The organism is Paenibacillus sp. FSL R5-0517, assembly GCF_037974355.1.
Lineage (GTDB): Bacteria > Bacillota > Bacilli > Paenibacillales > Paenibacillaceae > Paenibacillus.
This window is the reverse complement of sequence record NZ_CP150235.1, coordinates 6,368,103-6,388,931: the sequence shown is the minus strand read 5'-3', so window position 1 is coordinate 6,388,931 and position 20,829 is coordinate 6,368,103. Positions and strand designations below refer to the sequence as shown.

Here is a 20,829-nt window from a genome sequence, read left to right as displayed (position 1 = left end):
AAACGTGCGGAATTTCCCGGTCTTTGGCCTTTTTTACTGAAATGGAAAACAAATTTACAAATCATTTACATAAAATAGCTGACATAGAGGTTGACTTCTCATTTGATGGCACTACAATGGGTAGTGTGAGGGGTGTCAGAACATGAGAATACACAATTTTAAAGTGGGTGAGCGTGGGCTCAACCGATTTTTCGGTCCGCTGGAGGCCAAGATCATGGACATTTTATGGGCTCGTCCAGGCAGCAGCATCCGTGAAGTGCAGACCGCACTTGAACAAGACAAAGACGTCAATTTTAATACAGTCATGACAGTGATGAACCGGCTCGTGGACAAGGGACTTCTCGGAAAGTCACAAAAGGGCAGAACATCTTTGTACCAACCGGTACAGAGCAAGGAGGAGTTTATGAACGACCAATCCAAGGAACTGTCGCATGAGTTGGTGGATGAATTCGGAGCATTGGCATTGAATCATATGCTGGATGCACTGGACGAAGCAGATGAAGGTCTGATTGAACGCCTGGAACAGAAGATCAAGCAATGGAAAAAGGATAGCGATTAAGATGTGGAAGACCCGCTCGAAACTTTTGTTTACCGTCGGGTTTGGCATTCCGCTACTCGTGTTCATGCAGATGTTCATGTATGCGATGTACAAAATCTTTGGCTGGGATATCCCGTTTAATCTGCTCTGGCTCTGCAATCATTGGATGAGTCGATTGGGTTGGTTATCCGTTGGACATTTCCTGCTGGCACTGGTCTTGCTGACCTTTGCAGGAACAGGCTGGTTGCTAACGGTACGTATGATGAAAACACGGGCAGCAATCCACAAGCTTCGCTCTATGGAGATTCGGGCGCTATCCCGTGAGTTGGAGTCCACATATCATGATCTAGGACAGCCAAGTTTCATTGTGGTGGACAAGCGTTCACCCGTCGCATTTACCATTGGTTTATGGAGACCCTATATTGTACTTTCCACTGGGCTACTGGACATGCTTGATGCAGAAGAGGAAGTAGCGGTTGTCTATCATGAAGTACACCATCTGTGGCACCGTGATCCTCTGAAGACGACGTTACTGTCGGTATTTGCAATCATGATGCCGTATATTCCTGTTTTAAAGCACACTTCAAAGCAATACCATATCGTTAGAGAAATTCTGGCAGACAATGAGGCCATTGAACGTACAGGCAATGTGGCAGGTATTGGAAGTGCTTTGCTCAAGCTACTACGTGCTTGTCCTGAACCTTGGGGGGCCAAAGAACTGACCGTACAATCCTCATTTGCGGATACGTCGGTGAATGTCCGAATTTCACGTCTGCTGGACCCGGAACAGGACGTGACGCTGAGATTGCCACGTTATGCTGTTCTGATGTCGGTTACTGTTTTCCTATTGCTGTCTGTCTTGTTTGTCTGGTCCATCGGATAGATTAATTTGGCTAAATGTGAGGTCAAATATTTCGAATATAACGAGGAAGGAAGATGAACATGAATAATAAAAGTGTAGAGATTGGACTGCTTTTCTCCAGGATTATGATCGGGTTGATCTTTGTATTGCACGGTTGGAGTAAATTCGAAGGTGGAATTAGCGGTACGGTAGGATTTTTCGAAAGTATTGGTATTCCCGGATTTCTTGCCTCCGTTGTAGCAATCATTGAGTTGGTAGGTGGTGCAGCGATGATTCTGGGTCTTGGAACACGTGTGTTTGCTGCCCTATTTGTTATCGTTATGGGTGGCGTTCTGCTTACAGCCAAAGTGGGTCAGCCATTCATGAGTGGTACCGAGTTCGATTACCTGTTGTTGGCGGGTTCCCTGACACTGCTCTTCACAGGAAGCCGCTTTCTGGCTGTGGATTATCTTTTCTCCAGACAGGGTAACGCTCGTCAGAATGTGAGTGCTTGACGCGGCTAACGATTGTTAAATAAATAATGAAGTGCAGGATTAGTCCTGTAACGAGGTTCTTTATTGGCCAGGCCGGTTCGGAAATTGTATTTGCGAACCGGGCTGATCGGTAGAGAACTTTTTTAGTTTGGACGACATGCCTGTGGTTTGTTACAATGAGAATAAGTATGCTACTAAGAAAAAATAAGGAGGATGCATTTTATGATTAACGTCATTCCATCCGATGCCCGCTCCAGCTTTGATCGAGGCTGGCTCCGTGGCAGTCACAGCTTTTCTTTCGGAGAATACCAAGACCCGGAAAATATGGCATTTGGACCGATGCGGGTAGCGAACGATGATGTAATTGCACCTGGTCGCGGCTTTGGAGCTCACCCACATAGTGATATGGAGATTGTGTCCATTGTACTCAGAGGCAAGCTACGACATGAAGATAATCTGGGCAATGTCGCCGTTACAGGTTTTGGCGGTATTCAGCGAATGTCAGCAGGCAGTGGCATGATTCATACCGAGCATAATGCATCCGATACCGAAGAAGTACGTCTGCTTCAGCTCTGGTTCATGCCGCATACGAAAGGGTTGCAACCTTCATATGAGACCACATCTTTTGATCCAGCGGCACTGGCAGGAGCACTCGTGCCGATTGTATCCCCGGATGGAGGACCAAGAGTCGCGACTATTCATCAGGATATGACGATCTATCTTGGCCGATTGGCCAAAGACGAGACGTTAACCTTCAACCAGGATTCGGGCCGTCGGATGTACCTTTTCTCCATCGAAGGCAAGCTGGGATTGGATGGAGAGTACCTGTTGAACGAAGGCGATACAGCTCGTGTGGAACAGCGAAATTCAATAGAATTGCAAGGAAACGAAGATACGTTCTATATGATTATTGATTTGCCGTAAATGGCTGATGAAATGAACTCCAAGATGAAGGAGGATATATACGTATGGCGCAACAGGAATGGTTTATGGTCAAACATGCGGTAACCGGGCGAGGACTGGCGAATAGCAAAACAGATTCACTGTCCTATCGATTCCAACAGGAGGGTACAGGCTTCTTATTTACCGTGACGGGTCTGGACGAGCAGATTGTGGAACAGATTATGGAGCTTAGACAGGAACTGAACGTATTTCGTTTCGTGCAGCGCAAGGAACAACCCCTTTTGAAGCACTGGTACTACGTAGAAGGTGAGCGAGTTGTGTACGACAGGGAGAGCCACACACTAAGCATCTATGCGAAGTCGGAGATTCGTTATGTGCCTGAAGATTATTTTGCGGATTAACTTTAAAATAGCTTGATTAGGATCTGGAATAGATAAGAAGGTCTCTGTTAAATACAGAGGCCTTTTTGCTGTCCGGATAGAGAAAATTCTTCGTAATTTTGCAAAAAAGACCACATAATTCACGACTGTCTGGCACAAGCTACCTTGTATAAAAAAACAAGAACGGAGGGGCGGCATATGGCGGACAAAACATCTGGGAAAGACAAGTCCCGACAACCGGGACGAGCTTCAGAAGAGAAAAAACATATCCCTTTGGGACTGCCATCCCCGCCTTTTCTACGGCAGCCGATTAGTGCAGTACATGAAACTCAGATTCAAGCGGTAAAGGAGATCTTCTCCGATTGCTCGGATGTGGTTTTTCGCAATGTCATGATTACACCGGAAGTGAAAGGGCTTCTGGTCTATATTGAAGGCATTGTTAACTCGGCTGATATCCAGGAGCATATGCTGCGTCCAATTATTCGAGGGCTGGTGCAGCAGCGCACAGATGAGCCCGATGTTCCACTGGATGATACAACCGTTGAGCTGACGCAGGTGAAACGGGTCGAAACTTGGGCTGCTGCGGCAGAAGGTGTGCTGGCATCCTCTGCCCTTCTGGTGGTCGGTGGAAGTCGCGAAGCCTGGATGTTCAATGTCAAAGGTGGCGTCAGACGTGGTGTGGAGGAACCGCAGACAGAATCCGTGATTCGGGGACCACGGGAGGGGTTTACCGAAACACTGCGCGTGAATACGGCTTTGCTGCGCTTCAAGCTGAAAACACCTTCTCTCAAGATGGTAAGCATGACTCTTGGCACAGAAACCAAGACCGATATTGTGCTGACCTATCTGGAAGGTATTGCTGATCCAAAAACGATTCAAGATGTCAAGAAACGTCTGGAAAAAATCAATATTGATGGCATCCTGGAAACGGGTTATATCGAGGAATTGATTGAAGATCATCCGTATTCGCCTTTCCCGCAGATGCACTACTCGGAGCGGCCGGATACCGTTGCAGGCAATCTGTTGGAAGGACGCTTTGCCATTCTGGTAGATGGAACCCCATTCGCGCTGATTGCTCCAGTCACGATGTGGCAGATGCTGCAAGCCAGTGAGGATTATTACGAGCGATTCTTCATCAGTAATCTGGTGCGGTGGATTCGCTTCTTGTTCGTAGCCATCGCTCTGTTCCTGCCAGCCTTGTATATCTCTATTACAACATTTCATCAGGATATGCTGCCAACCACGCTGATTCTGAGTATCGCAGGTGCCCGGGAAGCCATTCCTTTTCCGGCTTTGGTTGAAGCCCTCATCATGGAGCTGTCATTTGAAGCTCTTCGGGAAGCCGGGGTCAGGTTACCCAAAACAGTGGGGCAAGCCGTCAGTATTCTCGGCGCACTTGTGATCGGACAGGCCGCAGTACAGGCCGGGATAGTGTCCGCACCGATGGTTATTATCGTATCCATGACAGGTATAGCTTCCTTTACGATTCCGCGGTTTAACTTCGCGATCACCGTGCGCCTATTGCGATTTCCGATCATGTTGCTGGCGGGTATGCTCGGATTGTATGGCATTGTCATTGGCTTAGTTCTGATCTCGGTACATCTGACACAGATGACTTCGTTTGGTGTACCTTATCTGTCAGGTCTTAGCCCGTATAGTAAAACAGATACCAAAGATATTCTTATTCGTGTGCCATGGTGGAAAATGATCAATCGTCCTTCTACGGTTCATCGGGATCAGAAACGGATGAAAGAGAAGATCAATGGTTCGCCTGAAGCTGAGGAAGGATGGTGAACACATGTTTCTTATTCGTAAATTCCGCGATGTGTTGATGTTACTGCTATGTACCATTTTCATAGCAGGCTGTTGGGATCGTAAGGAAATTAATGATATTGCCTTTGTGATTGGCATAGCTGTTGATAAGGAGCAGGACAATTACAGATCCAGTCTCCAGATTGCTCTGCCTGGACAATCCGGTTCTACCGGGAGTTCTGGAGGTGGAGGGGGGACAAGCGGGGATAAATCGTGGTTCATGTTGTCCAATACCGCGAAGACACTGAGGGGGACTACACTTGAAGGCCAAAAATCACTCTCACGAACGATTTATTATGCACACCGCCGTACCATGCTTATTGGAGAGGATCTTGCAAGGGATGGCGTAGCTCCAATGCTTGATTTGTTTACGCGCTACCCGCTCAACCGATTCTCTGCATTACCAGTTGTGACGAAAGGCGCGGCATATAAAGTCATGGATACGGATGCACCCATAGAGAAGTTTCCATCTGAGATGGTGAGAGAGTTGTGCTTTCTAAATATGCGAAACCCACGTTCCCTTAAAACATTCACTGATGCGATCCTCAGTGACGGAGTAGATCCATTCCTGCCAGTTGCTTCAAAAGTCGACAATGTTCCGAAGAATTGGAAGGATGCCAAAACAAATATCAAGCTGGATGGATTGGCCATTTTTAAAAAAGACAAGTTGGTAGGCATGATTGACAAAGCTCCCGCCGATGCCTTGATTCTCGCTATGGGAGAAGCCAATGCGCCTGAAATTATGGTCAAGGCTCCGCGCGGAGAAGGAGATATATTCATCAAGCTGAACGAGAACAATTCTTCACTGCACCCCAGTGTCAAGGATGGCAAGGTTAGTGTAACCGTTCAATTGTACGCCAAAGGCGTGGTAGTAGATAACGAATCAAATTACGGTGATCTGCGTGAAAAAGAGATTTTGAAATTAAATGATGCGATCCACCAAAAAATAAAAGAGGATATCGTTGAAGGAGTTCGGTTAATACAGCAAAAATATCATGCCGATATTCTCGGGATTGGTCGGTCGATCCATCAACACATGCCTAAAGAGTGGGACAAAATGAAGGATCGATGGAATGATATCTATCCTGATGTTGAGGTAAACGTTATCCCTCATGTCATCATTGAAAATGTGGGGATAGTTAACAAGCCGATTGGTGTCATGGAGGAGGATATTGTACATGATTAAACCACTATTGTTCACCTATCTGGGGATGGTCATTATTGTCATTGTCATGGACTTCAGACACCTGAAGCAGGCCGCAGCTGTTAATCGATGGTTATCCTACGGTCTGATTGGAATAGGAACTGGCCTTTGGCTTTATGTAACCCATTTAAGCAAAACCTTTTTTGTGGCGGTATGGATTAGCCATATCATCCAGCGCTTTTTACCGTTACCGTAGATGGGGACTGGGGTGGTGCGAAGTACAGATTGAATGATGGAAAGGAGGTATGGTATGAATCAAAGTGTAACTTCTCGACAGATTGTACTACTTGTGCTGCTTCTCAGTATTACGGGCACGTTGATTCAACCCCATGCGCAGGCTATTTATTATGCGGAACAGCACGCTTATCTCTCGTATGTGCCAGTTGTTCTCGTGATGGTTATATCCATGTGGATGGTAAGCCGAATCCAGCGAAGGTTTCCGAATCAGGATCTATTTGAGGCCCTTGCTGACAGGTTCCCCTTTATGGGAAGGCTCGCAGGTGTAATGTACGTTTTGTTTTTTTTCTTCATATTCGCAAGAGATATCCGATTAATTGGCGATTATGTAAGTATAACTTTATTAGAGACGACACCGATTTCCATCGTTGTATTGTCACTTATGATTATGGCGGTATTTATCGTCCGAGGTGGGCTTGGTTCGTTGATCGGAATGTCGGAACTCTATGTTACCCTGTTCCTGTTGAACTCTATCATTGTGCCTTTCATGCTTATCCAGCAGATCAATATGGACAATCTGATGCCCTATTTTCATGTCGATACGGCAGGTGTAGGCAAAGGGAGTTGGTACATATTTTCTTTTTATGGCGAGATGATCGCCTTACCTTTTGTCGTCAAAGGCAGTGACTTTCGCTTCAAACCTGTGCTATGGGGCATTATCATCTCGGGATTGCTGATGATGCTGATTCTAGTGGAAACCATCACGTCGATAGGTGTACCTATTGCGTCCAGGCTGGTATACCCTTCTTATGAGCTGGCAAGGCAGTTGCAAATAAGTGATTTCCTGGATCGGTTTGATCTGGCGCTGGCAGCGGCGACCCTGCCTACCATGATCACCAAAATTGCATTTGATCTGTACTTTGTCTGTTGGGGACTGAAGCGAATGATTCCGAAAGTTTCCGGAAAGGTCATGACTGGTCCAGTGGCACTGTTAGGCTTTGTTTGTGCATTCTGGTTTTTCAGAAACGCCATTCAGTTGTATCGTTTTACCCGGGAATGGACATGGATTGCCATTGTTTTTGAAGTACTGTTCCCGCTTGTGCTGTTTCTTTTCCTTCGTCCTCGCAAAAAGGATAAAAAAGAATCTGCCCACCAGAAATCGGGAGAGCAGTCCAAGAAAGAGAAGCATGAACAGGGACAAGAATCCACTGATTCGGAGAAGAACGGGGAGAAAAGAAGGCAGGATCGTCATGGGGGAGAACTCCAACCTTCCTGATACATTCCATCAAAAATCCTTATAGATGAACGGGCAAAAATAGCGTAAGCACAGTTTCGCTTCACAGAAGTACCCTGTATACTGTAGTCAGACTGATGAACATTCGGCTGGACTAACGGGGGGAACATGAATGGCTCAACATTTGGCAGGTGTGCGTGTAGCATTGACAGGACCACGAAAATCGAAAGAGATGTCCATACTGGTTGAAAAAATGGGGGGAATTCCGCTCGTGCGACCGGCACAGGGGACGGTATTCCTGGATGATCGGAATACCAGGGATGGGCTGGTATCCTGGATCTCAGACCCGCCAGACTGGGCGGTGTTAACGACGGGTATGGGATTGGATGCATTGTTTGAAATGGCTGAGGATATGGAAATTGCGGGACAGTTTTTGGATGTATTATCGGAATCCTCCATTGCAGCGAGGGGATACAAGACGGTGAATGCGCTCAAAAAGCGCAGATTAACGCCTCTGGTACGGGATGATGACGGTAGCACGGACGGGCTCATTCGAGAATTCGCCCCGCATGATCTCGCAGGGAAAAAGGTCATATTACAGCTTCATGGGGAGACAGCTCCCAAACTCGTTGCATGGTTGGAAGAACAAGGTGCAATCGTCAGACAAGTGCTCCCTTACCGCCATGTACCGCCGGAAGATGCAGAGCTGGAACAGCTGTTGCATGAAATTCTAAAGTTCGAGGTAGATGCTGTTGCGTTCACAAGTGGACCCCAGGTCAGATTTCTGACGCAATATGCGGCCTCCAAGGACAAGCTTGAGCCGTTGCTTGCCGCTTTCAGACAAGGCGTAATTCCTGCATCCGTAGGTAAAGTTACAGCAAACTCCATGCGTGAAGAAGGCATTGAGGCGCTGGTCATTCCGGAGGAAGAGAAGATGGGTGCACTCATCGTTGAACTTGGACGTTACTTTTCCGCAGGGCGTGCAGACAAGGTTGGCGGTCAGCAATAAAGGTTGAGTCGTTAACAGAAACGAACTCAATGCAAGGGTTGTTGGATGGTTATAACGAATGGGATATGCATAGGTTATTCCGGGTTCTGATCCGATTTTTGGATCAGGACTTTTTTCTGTTTTGTCTGAAAATAGAAGAATGGATAAGTATCATAAGCATGGACATTATTTCCTGCACGGTGTTATTATGAAAACAATATTGAATGAAAACAAGCAAGGTGCTCTTGCGTGCAGCAAGAGGTAACAGGGAATCGGGTGAAAGTCCCGAGCGGTCCCGCCACTGTAATGGTGAAGCCCTTTTTGATCCAAGTCACTCGGAAAGCCGGGGAAGACAGAAAAGGAAGCTGATGATCCAAAGCCAGGAGACCTACCTTGCATGTGTCACCAAACCCTTCGCGGAAAGGAGTGGTGTACGAAGAATCAGGAATTGGGCGAACAATCGGTTCGCCCGGCTGGCCCCTCCAGGCCACATAGTCACAGGACTACCCTTCGGGAGTCTGGGGCTGTGTTCTTGAGTGTACGTACATGCGTATCCCATCCGTTACAAGGATGGGATTTTTTTGTTTTTTTAGATAAATGCACATCCTTGCGATACCTACCCTGTGTCGGGAAATTGCAGGTAGAGGAATAGATTAGTTGGATCATAACGGTTGATGTAAGAGCCTTGTTCGATAGTCTGAGTAAACAGAGCTGACGAGTTGAACATGCAGTACAGCGGGGGAGAAGGTCGGCATAGCCGCCCTTCTTCACTGTTTAGATCAGTACGACAAGTGTGATGAAGGAGGAGAAATCATGCAAGATCAAGGCAAGCTGCTGATTATCGGGTTCGGCCCGGGAGCAATGGAACATATCACCAAGCGGGCACTCGAAGCACTTCAGGAGAGTGAGGTAATTATCGGATACAACACGTATGTGGATCTTATTCGCCCTCTGTTGAACGGGCAAGCGATTGTACGTACAGGCATGACCGAGGAAGTAAGCCGTGCACAAGAAGCGGTTCGACAGGCGGAGATGGGCAAAATTGTTGCCGTAATTTCTAGCGGTGACGCAGGTGTGTATGGTATGGCTGGACTGGTGTACGAGGTGCTGATGGAGCAAGGTTGGAAGCCGGATACGGGTGTTGCCGTCGAGGTTATTCCGGGCGTATCGGCCATTCAGTCCTGTGCATCACTGCTGGGTGCCCCTGTCATGCACGATGCATGTACGATCAGCCTTAGTGATCACCTTACGCCGTGGGAGACCATTATTCGCCGGGTTGAAGCCGCAGCTTCTGCTGATTTTGTCATTGCCCTGTACAATCCACGCAGTGGACGGCGCACACGCCAGATCGTGGAGACACAGGAAATGATCCTGCGTTATCGTGACCCACAGACCCCCGTAGGTCTAGTGAAAAGTGCATACCGTGAGCGTCAGGACGTTGTCATGACCACACTGGAGGATATGCTGAATCATGATATCGGCATGCTGACGACCGTGATTATCGGCAACTCCTCGACCATGATGTACGAAGGACTCATGGTCACCCCCCGCGGGTATCAGCGGAAATATACGCTGAACACCGCGGAACAGTCGCTCAGACCTCATGAGCGACTACGCACGGAAGCCGAGCCATGGTCGCTCGGCGCAAGGGAAGCCCGCGCTGCCGCCTCCGGCGAGGCAGCGGGCGAGAGCGCGGCCAGCGCTGCATCGGCCGCGCAGCCACAGGCGGAGCCAGCCCTGCGCGGCGCAAGCGCCGGAGCGGGCACGGCTCCGCAAGGGCAGCCGCCCACTGGGGCAGCTGCCATTATGCCTGCGGCAAGCTCGGCGAGCGGCGCTGGCACCGCCGTGCTTGCCGGCGAGCGACCTGCGCCCGTTGCGGCAGAGGCCGCTCCGGGCCGAGTCGCAGAAGCGCCACGCGTCAGCGCAGCTGCGCTGGCCGCCGAGGCGCTGACACGGCTCGCGGCAGGCGGCGCGCTCGCGGGCGAATCGGCGAGCCGCTGGCTGAATGCAGCAGCGCCGAGCCGAGAAGCAAGTTCACCCCAGGCTGCGACCGCAACGGCGGTACGCACCGCGCCCGAGCCTGGGCGTAAGGCGCCGCTGTTCGAAGTCGGCGTGTCGCCCGGCGTGGGCAACAAAAAATTCACCGCAGCCCAGATGGCGCTGCTGGCGCAGTGTGCAAGTGAAGACGGCGAACTGGAGTACACGCCGGAGCACCAGATTATTCTGAGAGTGCCGACATTTGAACCGGACTCGCTGGTTGAAGAGCTGCGTGCAGCGAATTTTATCGTTGTACCGATTGGTGATGTCATCAAGGTGAAGGCCTGTGACTTCTGCAATATGGAGAAGGACGATGCTGTCCCGATGGCTAACCATTTGCAGGCCGTGATTGGCGGACTGGGTGCACCCAAAGAAACGAGTGTGGCGCTGAATGGCTGCGGTATGGCATGTTACGGGGCAGTACTGGAGGATATCGGCATCGTATATCGCAAAGGTGCATATGACCTGTTTCTCGGCGGCAAGAAATTCGGCCGCAATGCTCACCCTGCCCAGCCCGTAGCGGAGGGAATTCCGGGTGATCAGATCGGTGGCATTGTGGAACGTATTGTGGCGGATTACAAGGAAAAGGGCCATCCGAATGAGCGATTCCACAAGTTTTTCAAACGAGTCGGTGTAATTCAAGGCTTCCGCCATGTAGATGCACCGGTCATTGTGGAAGTAAACCCGATATGTGGTGACTAATTCCATACTTAATTCCTTACTAAATTTTTTATAAATAAGTCTTGAGTAATCATTAATTAAGTCCCTGCCTGAACGACTTCTTTCGTGGAGACATGAGGGTACAGCTTGTCAGGACCTATCTAATATTTTGCAATATTCGCTGGATTTCAGCTGACATAGATGGATTGATTTTTACGAGTAATGCAGTGAATGGATGGAATGACTGGTTTGGCGCAGTTTTAGCCGGATGAACTGGAGTGCTGAATGAATATGAAAAGTCTGATCTGCGGGTCAGACGGGGGAGGAATAACAAAGATGGATGCAATATTGTTGGTGGGACACGGGAGCCGTGATCCCGAGGGGAACCGGGAACTGAAGGAGTTTGCACATGAGGTAGCAGCGAAGGCACCTGAGAATACGTTGGTGGAGACCTGTTTTCTGGAATTAACGAGACCAAGTATTGCTGATGGTGTTACCGCTTGTGTGGACCGAGGTGCGACACGTGTTGTGTTGGTGCCGATCATTCTGTTTGCTGCTGGTCATGCCAAGATTGATATTCCTAACGCCATTGACCGCGCCAAGGCACGTTATCCGCAGGTGGAGTTCGTATACGGTCGTCCAATCGGTGTTCACGAGAAAGTTGTCCAAATCATGCAGACCCGTCTGCAAGAAGCACAACCTGTACTTGTCGCATCCCAAGGCGGCACAGCGGTAGCGGCTCCACCTGCTCCGGTGACGGATGAAGAGACTGCCGTACTGGTGCTTGGACGGGGAAGCAGTGACCCGGATGCCAACAGTGACTTTTTCAAAATGACTCGGATGTTATGGGAGAAACTGCCCTACAAGTGGACGGAAAGCAGCTTCATCGGTGTGACTCAACCCTCTTTCCCGGATGGATTGGAACGCTGTCTCTTGCTGGGCGCGAAGAAAATCATCATCATGCCTTATTTCCTGTTCACAGGTGTACTGATCAAGCGTATTGATGAAATGACCGCAGAATTTGCAGCGGCGCATCCAGACATTCAGGTTGAGGTTGGCGGATATTTTGGCTTCCACCCGAAGCTGGTTGAACTGGTACTGGAGCGGGCCCATGAGGGGTTATACGGACGGGTAACAGCCAACTGTGATAACTGTCAATTCAGACTTGAAGCAGCCAAACACCACCACCATCATCATGATCACGACCATGGGCATGAGCACGACCACGACCACGATCACCACCATGATCACGACCATCATCACGATCATGGACATGAGCACAGTCACGACCACCATCATGAGCACAGTCACGACCACCATCATGAGCACAATCATGCGCACAACCACGATCATTCGGACCATGATCACTCTCATCTTCATGATGAGCATGACCACCAGCATGTACATGCACACGATGACCATACACATAAGCATGACCACAGTCATGATCACGCGAATACTGCCGGCGATCGTCAAACGTCACTCGATTATCATCATGATCACGATGAAGAGTTGCATCATACGCATCACGAGCACGAAGATAATCGGAACAACCAGGGTGACGCAGAAGGAATCGTACAAGAAGCGGCTTCTCCCGATCAGTCACAGGTTGCAGCAACTTCGGAGCAGGTGAATCGTCCATGATCTTCATGTTGTGTGGTACGAGTGATGCCAGGGAACTCGCTCTACAGATCCAGCAGCAAGGTACAGACGTGCTGACTTCTGTCGTAACCGACAGTGCTGCCCATAGCCTGACAGAGGCCGGATTACCTGTTCGGACAGGCCGTTTGACCGTGGAAGCGATGGTGGAACTTGTGCGTGAAAAAGGTAGCCGTGCCATCGTGGATGCAAGTCATCCATTTGCCGAAGAAGCACATGCCAATGCGATGGAAGCAGCCAAACAAGCGGGCATTCCATACATTCGTTACGAGCGCACGGGTCTCGCGTACGATGATCATGCGTTGCTGCATGTCGTGTCTTCCTACGATGAAGCGGCACTCAAGGCCAAAGAATTGAAGGGCTCGGTCATGCTGACGACAGGTAGCAAAACGTTACAGATTTTCACCAAGCACCTGCTCGGTGATCCGGACATTCGTCTCGTTGCCCGCATGCTTCCACGTCTCGATAATATGGAGAAATGCGGTGAGCTTGGCGTTGAACAGCGCAATATTATTGCGATGCAGGGACCTTTTTCCCGTGAAATGAATGAAGCCTTGTACAAGCACTATGCGACGACGGTAATGGTTACCAAGGAGAGCGGCAAGACCGGAGCGGTGGATGAGAAAATCCAATCTGCACTGGAGCTGGGCATTCATGTCGTGTTGATTTCACGCCCTGAAGCTGAATTCGGAACGGTGTTTGATCATTTTGAAGGTGTACTGGATGAGTTGGAGCGTGTATTGGTGCAGTAGAGCACCCCAATAGTTTTAATTTGAATAATGAATTTTTGAATGACACAACGAGTAGAAGGAGTGGAATGCACATGGATTTCAAAACGGAATTTAAACCGTTGACCGTACAGCCACAGGAGATTGAGGGGAAAAGCTTTGAGATGATCACGGAGGAACTGGGTGAGCATCCTTTCACGGCTGAGCAATATCCAGTGGTACAGCGTGTCATTCACGCCTCGGCTGACTTCGAACTGGGCCGCAGCATGGTGTTCCACCCGGATGCCATTCAAGCAGGGATTGCAGCGCTTCGTGCCGGCCAATCCGTCATCGCTGACGTACAGATGATTCAGGCTGGCGTAAGCAAGGATCGCATTCGCGGTTTTGGCGGAGATGTGCATGTACATATTTCCGATCCCGATGTGATGGAGGAAGCCAAACGCTTGAACACCACTCGGGCCATCATCTCGACACGTAAAGCGAACCAATTATACGAAGGCGGAATCTACGCCATTGGTAACGCCCCAACAGCATTGCTGGAACTGATCCGTCTGGTCAAAGAAGGCGAAGCCAAACCGGGCCTGATCATCGGCATGCCGGTTGGATTCGTATCCGCAGCAGAATCCAAAGACGAGCTGCGCAAAATCGACATCCCATTTATCACCAACATCGGTCGCAAAGGCGGAAGTACCATCGTCGTGGCCGCCCTGAACGCCATCTCCCTGATGGCCGTGAAGGCGTAGTCATTTTAAGTAATTTTAAGTAACGACCACAGGTGAATAGAGGCAATCGCGACGCAAACAAACGAGCGTTACAAACTTTAACGAATTCTAGCGAACGTAATGAGCTTTAATGATCCTTAGCGAGCTTTAACGTACCACGAACCTTAAAGGACTTTAAGGAATTCTAGCAAACTTAATAAGCTCTAACGAACCTCACAGGCCTTATATTGCGGATTATCATCCGTTTCATATTCTAACGAATCTGAGTAACGCTATTCCGGTGAAACACGCCAAAAAGTGGTGAAAACAACGTCTGTTTAATGAAATAACGTCACTACGATTCGTTACAATTTTTGTTTAAGGAATTTGGCCCAAATAACGTCTTCTCGATTCGTTAGAAATGTAGATGTCATCAAAAGGCATGCATTCATGCCGCATGACTGAAACGGATTGTACGGGTAAGCATGGTTCACCGTCATAGGGTGGTCAATCCTCAAGTATCAGCAACTAGAAAAAAGAACAGCACACGCTCAAACATAAACCAAGTAACTACATTCCATGCCAAGTCTTACGGGCATGGAATGATTAGTTACCCCAAAAAACCTCAGGGCATTGTTTAGCCCAAGAGGTGGCACTACGCTCTGTGCTAGGTGGATGCAGGAGCAGGTAGGAGCGAGGGGACACCGGAATCATATAATTGATCCGGCCCCGGAGCGGTCCACCCAAAGTAGAAGCCTAAACGAGCTCAAAACCAAGTAACTACATTCCATGCCAAGTCCTACGGGCATGGAATGATTAGTTACCCAAAAAAACCTCAGGGCATTGTTTAGCCCAAGAGGTGGCACTATGCACTGTGCCAGGTGGATGCAGAAGCAGATAGCAGCGAAGGGGACGGAATCGATTCTGAAGAAGCGGAGCTCAAAGCTTTCTGCAAGAAAGCTACTTCGGAAGCATACACTCGCCTTTGTCTCTGGATTTCTCCCTTTACAAAAGGGAATCAAGGAAATCTGGAGACAACAGCGATCATAAGAACGATCCGTACCCGTAGCGGTCACCAAGCGCCAAAATCCACCACGCAAGCACAGAGCGTAATGCCACCTAGCTAATTAAAGGACGGGAGGTTCAAAACCCATGAAAGGCGGCAATACACCAGATCCCGACAAACCCATGCGTTCCGGCTTCACCACAGGAGCGTGTGCCACAGCCGTTGCCAAAGGGGCCACGCAGCTCCTGTTAACAGGTATGATTCCGGCGCAGGCCGTGGTTTCATTGCCCGCGGGCTTTGACCACTCGTTCGAACTGATCGAGCAGGAACTGACCGATGGCGTAGCGACCTGTGCCACGATCAAAGATGCCGGAGATGACCCGGACGCCACACATCGGGCGAAGATTATCGCACATGTGTCTTGGCGGGACGAGCCGGGCATGGAGCTAGATGGGGGCGTAGGCGTAGGCCGAGTCACGAAGCCTGGACTGCCCGTGCCTGTGGGCGAAGCGGCAATCAATCCCGTTCCGCGCCGCATGATTACCGAAGCCGTCACCCAGGTGCTCGCCGAACACGGCACAGCCAGAGGGGTGCGGGTTGTGATCAGCGTGCCGGACGGCGAAGAGATGGCCAAGAAGACACTGAATTCCCGTCTGGGCATTTTGGGTGGCATCTCCATTTTAGGTACACGCGGCGTGGTCGTTCCGTTCTCCACCTCTGCTTACAGAGCCAGTGTGGTGCAGGCCATCTCGGTTGCTCAGGCATCCGGATGTGATCATATTGTACTGACGACGGGCGGCAGTAGTGAGAAATACGCCATGAAGATGATGCCCGATCTGCCAGAGGAAGCTTTTATCCAGATGGGTGACTTTGTCGGCTTTGCGATCAAACACGGTAAACGGTTGGGCATGAAACGCATCACGCTGGTCGGGATGCCAGGCAAATTTGCCAAAGTGGCCCAAGGCGTCATGATGGTGCACTCCAAGAGTGCGCCGGTGGATTTTGGATTTCTTGCGTCCGTGGCCCGCGAGACTGGAGCCGGGGATGAACTGGCGCAAGCGATCGAGGAAGCCAACACGGCCACTCAGGTGGCAGATATGATGACCGAAGCCGGGTACTTGCCCTATTTTGAAAAGTTATGTACATACGCCTGTCGGCACTGTTTGGAACATGCCGGAGGCGGCGTGACAGTGGAAGTAGTATTGGTAACAATGAAAGGAATGGAACTGGGGAGGGCGGAAATCAGTGAACTCGAAGACAGCAACTGGAGCAAAGAATCGTAAAATCCGCATCATTGGCGTGGGTGAAGAAGGTGCAGCAGGACTGACAACGGATAGCCTGAATCTCATTCAGGAGGCAGATGTGCTCGTTGGCGGAGAGCGCCAGCTAGAGTATTTCCCTGCATTTGCAGGCGAACGGTTAGCGATTAAGAGCGGTTTAAGCGATCTCGTTGTGAAAATAAAAGCGTTAAAGGCCACACACAACGTCGTTGTGCTCGCCTCGGGTGACCCGCTGTTCTACGGCATTGCCGGGTATTTAGCGCGCCAAATCGGCCCGGATCAACTGGAGATCCGGCCTAATCTCAGTTCACTGCAGCTGGCATTTGCCCAGCTTGGCGAGAGCTGGCACGATGCCGTGCTCGAAAGCGTGCACGGTCGCCCGCTCAAAGGCCTCGCCCAGCGCATCGATGGCAAAGCCAAAATTGCGCTGCTCACGGATGAGCACAACAGCCCCGCTGCGATCGGGGCTTATCTGCAACAGTTCGGCATGACCGAGTATGATGCCTACGTTGCAGAGAATCTGGGCGGGGCAGACGAACGTGCCCGCCATTACACCCTCGACGAGCTGGCGGCAGCAGAATGCAGCCCGCTGAACGTCGTGATTTTGCTGCGCCGCAAGGATGCACCCGCGCCGCGCAAAGGCTTCGGGTTTGCAGATGAGGAATTCCATCAGCGCAAACCCGAAAAAGGCCTCATCACCAAGCGTGAAGTCCGCGCGTTCAGCTTGTCCGAGCTGAAACTGGGCGAGGACAGCATCGTGTGGGATATCGGCGCAGGTTCAGGCTCGGTGGCGGTGGAGTGCACGCGGCTGGCGCCGCGGGGCCAGGTCTTCGCCATCGAGAAGAACGAAGGTGACCTCGTGAACATCGAGGCCAACCGGATCAAATTCCGGACCGATTTCACCGTCCTTCATGCCAAAGCACCAGCAGGGATGGACGAACTACCGAATCCGGATGCGGTGTTCATTGGCGGCAGCGGCGGCGAACTCGGCCAGCTGATCGCCCTGTGTGCGTCCCGGCTGCGCCCGGAGGGACGCCTCGTAGTGAATGCAGCGACCATCGAGACGCTGCATGACAGCATGAAGGCGATGCGCGAAGCAGGCATGGACGCCTCCGTGACCTTGTTGCAGACGGCGCGCAGCAAGCCGATCCTGAATATGACCCGTTTTGACGGACTCAATCCGATCTATGTCATTACAGGACAACACACAGTAACCGAAGAAACGGAATCCGCAGACGGAGCAGAGTGATTTTTCAATGAATGAACAAGGGGGAGAGCAGCATTAGCACAACAACTGCAAGCACAACAGGAAACACTGTGTGGGGAAGCACTTCCGCAGAACCATTGGAACATAAATCAACGGATCACAAAGCCATCGGTACACTGTATGGCGTGGGTGTTGGGCCGGGAGACCCGGAACTGATTACCGTGAAAGCGTACCGGATGATTCGCGAATGCCCGGTGGTCGCATATCCAAAGAAACGTAAAGGCGGTAAATCATACGCCCACGAGATTGTGGAACTGTATGTGAACCCGGAAGAAAAAGAGATGCTTGGTCTGATCTTCCCGATGACGAAGGACCCGGTTGTGCTTGAACGCGAGTGGGGCAAGACCGTTGAAGCATGCTGGGGTGCGCTCAAGGAAGGCAAGGATGTGGCTTTTGTAACTGAGGGTGACCCGAATCTCTACAGCACATTTATTCATCTGGCTCGGCTGATGCGAGAGTTGCATCCTGAAGTATCGATTAGCTCGATCCCGGGCATCTCATCCGTGTTGGGTGCAGCGGCAGCGCTGGATATACATCTGGCAGACGGAGACGAACAGGTGGGCATTATTCCGGCTACGGCAGATAAAGAAGCCATGCGGCAGGCAATTGAGCATCACGATACGATTGTATTTATCAAAGTGGCGAAGGTGCTTGACCCGATGCTGGAATTGCTGGACGAGATGGGACTCGGCGGCAAAGCGTCGGTTGTCACCAAGGTCACTTCTCCATATGAACTGGTCTGGCGCGATGCCCGTGAATTGAAAGGGCAGGAGCTGGAATATCTAAGCCTGATGGTGGTGAGCAAATGAAGACATTGGAAGCGAAAGTCTACATTGTAGGTGCGGGCCCGGGCGATCCGGATTTGATCACGGTGAAAGGTTCTAACATTTTGAGAAGTGCAGATCTGGTGCTGTATACGGATTCCCTCGTGAACGATGAACTGATTGCAACTGCGAAGCCCGAAGCAGAAGTGCTGCAAAGCTCTGGCATGGATCTGGAGCGTCAGGTTGAGCTGATGTGTGAAGCCACTCGTGCGGGTCGCAGTGTAGCTCGTGTGCATACGGGTGATCCGGCGATGTACGGCGCAATTCTGGAACAAATGGTACTGCTGAAACAGCAGGGCGTGGAATATGAGATCATTCCGGGTGTGAGTTCGGTCTTTGCTTCAGCAGCTGCACTAGGGGCGGAATTGACCGTACCAGAACTGACGCAGACCGTTATTCTGACACGTGCAGAAGGTCGTACCCCTGTGCCTGAACGGGAGAAGCTGCGTGATCTGGCATCCCATCACTGTACGGTGGCGCTCTTCCTGAGTGCGACTTTGGCGAAAAAAGTCGTGGTTGAATTCCTCGCCGCAGGCTGGAGTGAAGATACTCCTGTGGCAGTTGTGCAGCGGGCAACATGGCCTGATCAGAAGATTGTACGGACCACGCTTGCCAATCTGGCAGCGGATCTGCGTGCCGCCGGCATTACAATGCATGCGATGATCTTGGCAGGCTGGGCGCTTGACCCGGATCTCGTGAACCGCGATGCCCACCGTTCCAAGCTGTATGATAAATCCTTCACCCATGGCTACCGTAAGGGAGTGAAGTCCGGTGAGTAATCCGTTTGCAGCTGTTGCCATCACGAAGCATGGTGTGGAGATGGTGCGTAATCTGGCAGGGCAGTTCCAGGGTACAGACGTGTATTATATGAGCAAGTTTGCTCGTGGCGATGAGGAACAGTTGGGTTTTGAGTTGTTCGAAGGCTCGGTGAAGCTGATTTTGCCTGATTTGTTCAAACGATATAATGGCATCATTCTGTTTATCTCCCTGGGGGCAGTTGTGCGTATGATCGCTCCAATTCTGGTGGACAAAAAAGTCGATCCTGCCGTCCTGGTCATTGATGACCGCGGCGAAAATGTCATCAGCGTGCTGTCTGGTCACCTTGGCGGTGCAAATGAGTTAACTCGTCAGGTTGCGGAGGTACTCGGCGCACGTGCTGTTATCACGACAGCTTCAGACGTGCAAGGCACCATTCCGGTGGACATGTTTGGGCGGGAGTTGGGCTGGATCGTAGACAGCTTCGACAAGGCAACCCCTGTCAGTGCGGCTGTTGTGAATGAAGAACCTGTGGCTCTCATTCAGGAGACGGGGGAGCGGAACTGGTGGAGATATAACAAACCCGTGCCGGATCATATCCGTGTCTTCAGCAGTCTGGAGGAAACGGAATCCTTCCCGTTCAATGCTGCGCTGGTCGTTAGTGACCGTCTGCTTTCGGCAGAAGAAGAGCAACGTTTTCTTACCAATGGTGTATTGTATCGTCCGAAAAGCCTCGTGCTCGGCATGGGCTGTAATCGCGGCACATCTGTCGAGGAATTGGAGCAGGAAGTCCTTGCTACCTTGGAAGAGTTATCCCTTTCCGTGAAGAGTGTGCGCAACATTGCCACAATTGATCTGAAAAAAGATGAAGAAGGCCTGTTGGCCCTCTGCGCCAAATATGGCTGGGAACTCGTAACCTACACCCCTGAGGAACTGAATACAGTGAAGCTTGCGAATCCATCCGAGACGGTATTCAAATATACGGGAGCATATGGCGTAAGTGAACCTGCGGCGTTGCTTTCCTCCGGAGCGGATCATTGGCTGTTGGAGAAGAAAAAGAGCGGCAATCTGACGATCTCCGTTGCACGCGTTTTATTTTAGTAGAGATATGCATGAAATGAATCTACTTTACACAATAGCACTGCGATGACAGAATACTATTTCAATCGCTGTTATCCATGGATTTTTGATTCCCTTTTTAAAGGATAAAATCTGGTGATAAAGGTCAGTTGTATGTTACGAAGCAGCTTTCTTTCAGAAAACTTCTAACGTCGCTTCTTCAGGTTATTTCTGTCCTCTCCATTATTGTGTAACATTCATTTTATGAATAAAGAGAGTGC

At 50.4% G+C, this 20,829-nt stretch carries 19 protein-coding genes and 1 riboswitch; all 19 genes read left to right on the top strand.

Features of this window, described 5'->3' with window-relative positions:
* The first annotated feature begins 142 nt into the window (after positions 1-142).
* The 19 genes from MKX40_RS28515 to MKX40_RS28425 all read left to right on the top strand — a co-directional run bounded on the left by MKX40_RS28515 (position 143) and on the right by MKX40_RS28425 (position 20,590).
* Positions 143-559 (top strand): BlaI/MecI/CopY family transcriptional regulator, encoded by a 417-nt coding sequence (locus MKX40_RS28515; RefSeq protein WP_339238401.1) that lies wholly within the window; start codon positions 143-145, stop codon positions 557-559.
* Between the two features lies 1 nt (position 560).
* Positions 561-1,421: a M56 family metallopeptidase gene (locus MKX40_RS28510; RefSeq protein ID WP_339238399.1), complete on the top strand. Its 861-nt coding sequence runs from the start codon at positions 561-563 to the stop codon at positions 1,419-1,421.
* A 59-nt stretch (positions 1,422-1,480) separates the two neighbouring features.
* Positions 1,481-1,894: a DoxX family protein gene (locus MKX40_RS28505; RefSeq protein WP_253441511.1), complete on the top strand. Its 414-nt coding sequence runs from the start codon at positions 1,481-1,483 to the stop codon at positions 1,892-1,894.
* Between the two features lie 201 nt (positions 1,895-2,095).
* Positions 2,096-2,797: a pirin family protein gene (locus MKX40_RS28500; RefSeq protein ID WP_339238397.1), complete on the top strand. Its 702-nt coding sequence runs from the start codon at positions 2,096-2,098 to the stop codon at positions 2,795-2,797.
* A 44-nt stretch (positions 2,798-2,841) separates the two neighbouring features.
* On the top strand, positions 2,842-3,177 hold the full coding sequence (locus MKX40_RS28495; protein ID WP_339238395.1) for a hypothetical protein: 336 nt from the start codon (positions 2,842-2,844) through the stop codon (positions 3,175-3,177).
* Between the two features lie 177 nt (positions 3,178-3,354).
* Positions 3,355-4,950, top strand: coding sequence for a spore germination protein (locus MKX40_RS28490; RefSeq protein WP_339238393.1), 1,596 nt, complete (start codon positions 3,355-3,357; stop codon positions 4,948-4,950).
* Between the two features lie 4 nt (positions 4,951-4,954).
* Positions 4,955-6,154 (top strand): Ger(x)C family spore germination protein, encoded by a 1,200-nt coding sequence (locus MKX40_RS28485; protein WP_339238391.1) that lies wholly within the window; start codon positions 4,955-4,957, stop codon positions 6,152-6,154.
* Positions 6,147-6,368: a hypothetical protein gene (locus tag MKX40_RS28480; protein ID WP_339238389.1), complete on the top strand. Its 222-nt coding sequence runs from the start codon at positions 6,147-6,149 to the stop codon at positions 6,366-6,368. Before MKX40_RS28485 ends, MKX40_RS28480 begins: the two co-directional genes overlap by 8 nt.
* 54 nt (positions 6,369-6,422) lie before the next feature.
* Positions 6,423-7,625, top strand: a complete 1,203-nt coding sequence (locus MKX40_RS28475; protein ID WP_339238387.1) for an endospore germination permease — start codon at positions 6,423-6,425, stop codon at positions 7,623-7,625.
* Positions 7,626-7,755: 130 nt separating this feature from the next.
* Positions 7,756-8,592: a uroporphyrinogen-III synthase gene (locus MKX40_RS28470; RefSeq protein WP_339238385.1), complete on the top strand. Its 837-nt coding sequence runs from the start codon at positions 7,756-7,758 to the stop codon at positions 8,590-8,592.
* 199 nt (positions 8,593-8,791) lie between these two features.
* A riboswitch (cobalamin riboswitch) is annotated at positions 8,792-8,982 on the top strand.
* A gap of 402 nt (positions 8,983-9,384) precedes the next feature.
* The gene (cobJ, locus tag MKX40_RS28465) at positions 9,385-11,310 is read left to right on the top strand and encodes a precorrin-3B C(17)-methyltransferase (RefSeq protein WP_339238383.1); all 1,926 of its coding nucleotides are present in this window, start codon (positions 9,385-9,387) and stop codon (positions 11,308-11,310) included.
* Positions 11,311-11,604: 294 nt separating this feature from the next.
* Positions 11,605-12,912: a sirohydrochlorin chelatase gene (locus MKX40_RS28460; protein ID WP_339238382.1), complete on the top strand. Its 1,308-nt coding sequence runs from the start codon at positions 11,605-11,607 to the stop codon at positions 12,910-12,912.
* A complete protein-coding gene (gene cobK / locus MKX40_RS28455) occupies positions 12,909-13,679 on the top strand; it encodes a precorrin-6A reductase (protein WP_339238380.1) in 771 nt (256 codons plus the stop codon). The genes MKX40_RS28460 and cobK overlap by 4 nt, the downstream gene beginning before the upstream one ends.
* A gap of 71 nt (positions 13,680-13,750) precedes the next feature.
* A complete protein-coding gene (locus tag MKX40_RS28450; RefSeq protein WP_339238378.1) occupies positions 13,751-14,398 on the top strand; it encodes a precorrin-8X methylmutase in 648 nt (215 codons plus the stop codon).
* 1,110 nt (positions 14,399-15,508) lie between these two features.
* Complete coding sequence (locus MKX40_RS28445) at positions 15,509-16,645, top strand: cobalt-precorrin-5B (C(1))-methyltransferase (protein WP_339238377.1); 1,137 nt, start codon at positions 15,509-15,511, stop codon at positions 16,643-16,645.
* On the top strand, positions 16,608-17,891 hold the full coding sequence (cbiE, locus tag MKX40_RS28440) for a precorrin-6y C5,15-methyltransferase (decarboxylating) subunit CbiE (RefSeq protein ID WP_339238375.1): 1,284 nt from the start codon (positions 16,608-16,610) through the stop codon (positions 17,889-17,891). Before MKX40_RS28445 ends, cbiE begins: the two co-directional genes overlap by 38 nt.
* Before the next feature lie 11 nt (positions 17,892-17,902).
* Positions 17,903-18,718, top strand: coding sequence for a precorrin-2 C(20)-methyltransferase (gene cobI, locus MKX40_RS28435; RefSeq protein WP_339238373.1), 816 nt, complete (start codon positions 17,903-17,905; stop codon positions 18,716-18,718).
* On the top strand, positions 18,715-19,512 hold the full coding sequence (gene cobM / locus MKX40_RS28430) for a precorrin-4 C(11)-methyltransferase (RefSeq protein WP_339238371.1): 798 nt from the start codon (positions 18,715-18,717) through the stop codon (positions 19,510-19,512). Before cobI ends, cobM begins: the two co-directional genes overlap by 4 nt.
* Positions 19,505-20,590 (top strand): cobalamin biosynthesis protein, encoded by a 1,086-nt coding sequence (locus MKX40_RS28425; protein WP_339238370.1) that lies wholly within the window; start codon positions 19,505-19,507, stop codon positions 20,588-20,590. Before cobM ends, MKX40_RS28425 begins: the two co-directional genes overlap by 8 nt.
* The last annotated feature ends 239 nt before the right edge of the window (positions 20,591-20,829 follow it).

Excerpts from the sequence above, each read along its gene's own strand:
- MKX40_RS28515 (WP_339238401.1), top strand. The coding sequence starts at position 143 with ATGAGAATACACAATTTTAAAGTGGGTGAGCGTGGGCTCAACCGATTT.
- MKX40_RS28510 (WP_339238399.1), top strand. The coding sequence starts at position 561 with ATGTGGAAGACCCGCTCGAAACTTTTGTTTACCGTCGGGTTTGGCATT.
- MKX40_RS28505 (WP_253441511.1), top strand. The coding sequence starts at position 1,481 with ATGAATAATAAAAGTGTAGAGATTGGACTGCTTTTCTCCAGGATTATG.
- MKX40_RS28500 (WP_339238397.1), top strand. The coding sequence starts at position 2,096 with ATGATTAACGTCATTCCATCCGATGCCCGCTCCAGCTTTGATCGAGGC.
- MKX40_RS28495 (WP_339238395.1), top strand. The coding sequence starts at position 2,842 with ATGGCGCAACAGGAATGGTTTATGGTCAAACATGCGGTAACCGGGCGA.
- MKX40_RS28490 (WP_339238393.1), top strand. The coding sequence starts at position 3,355 with ATGGCGGACAAAACATCTGGGAAAGACAAGTCCCGACAACCGGGACGA.
- MKX40_RS28485 (WP_339238391.1), top strand. The coding sequence starts at position 4,955 with ATGTTTCTTATTCGTAAATTCCGCGATGTGTTGATGTTACTGCTATGT.
- MKX40_RS28480 (WP_339238389.1), top strand. The coding sequence starts at position 6,147 with ATGATTAAACCACTATTGTTCACCTATCTGGGGATGGTCATTATTGTC.
- MKX40_RS28475 (WP_339238387.1), top strand. The coding sequence starts at position 6,423 with ATGAATCAAAGTGTAACTTCTCGACAGATTGTACTACTTGTGCTGCTT.
- MKX40_RS28470 (WP_339238385.1), top strand. The coding sequence starts at position 7,756 with ATGGCTCAACATTTGGCAGGTGTGCGTGTAGCATTGACAGGACCACGA.
- cobJ (WP_339238383.1), top strand. The coding sequence starts at position 9,385 with ATGCAAGATCAAGGCAAGCTGCTGATTATCGGGTTCGGCCCGGGAGCA.
- MKX40_RS28460 (WP_339238382.1), top strand. The coding sequence starts at position 11,605 with ATGGATGCAATATTGTTGGTGGGACACGGGAGCCGTGATCCCGAGGGG.
- cobK (WP_339238380.1), top strand. The coding sequence starts at position 12,909 with ATGATCTTCATGTTGTGTGGTACGAGTGATGCCAGGGAACTCGCTCTA.
- MKX40_RS28450 (WP_339238378.1), top strand. The coding sequence starts at position 13,751 with ATGGATTTCAAAACGGAATTTAAACCGTTGACCGTACAGCCACAGGAG.
- MKX40_RS28445 (WP_339238377.1), top strand. The coding sequence starts at position 15,509 with ATGAAAGGCGGCAATACACCAGATCCCGACAAACCCATGCGTTCCGGC.
- cobI (WP_339238373.1), top strand. The coding sequence starts at position 17,903 with ATGAACAAGGGGGAGAGCAGCATTAGCACAACAACTGCAAGCACAACA.
- cobM (WP_339238371.1), top strand. The coding sequence starts at position 18,715 with ATGAAGACATTGGAAGCGAAAGTCTACATTGTAGGTGCGGGCCCGGGC.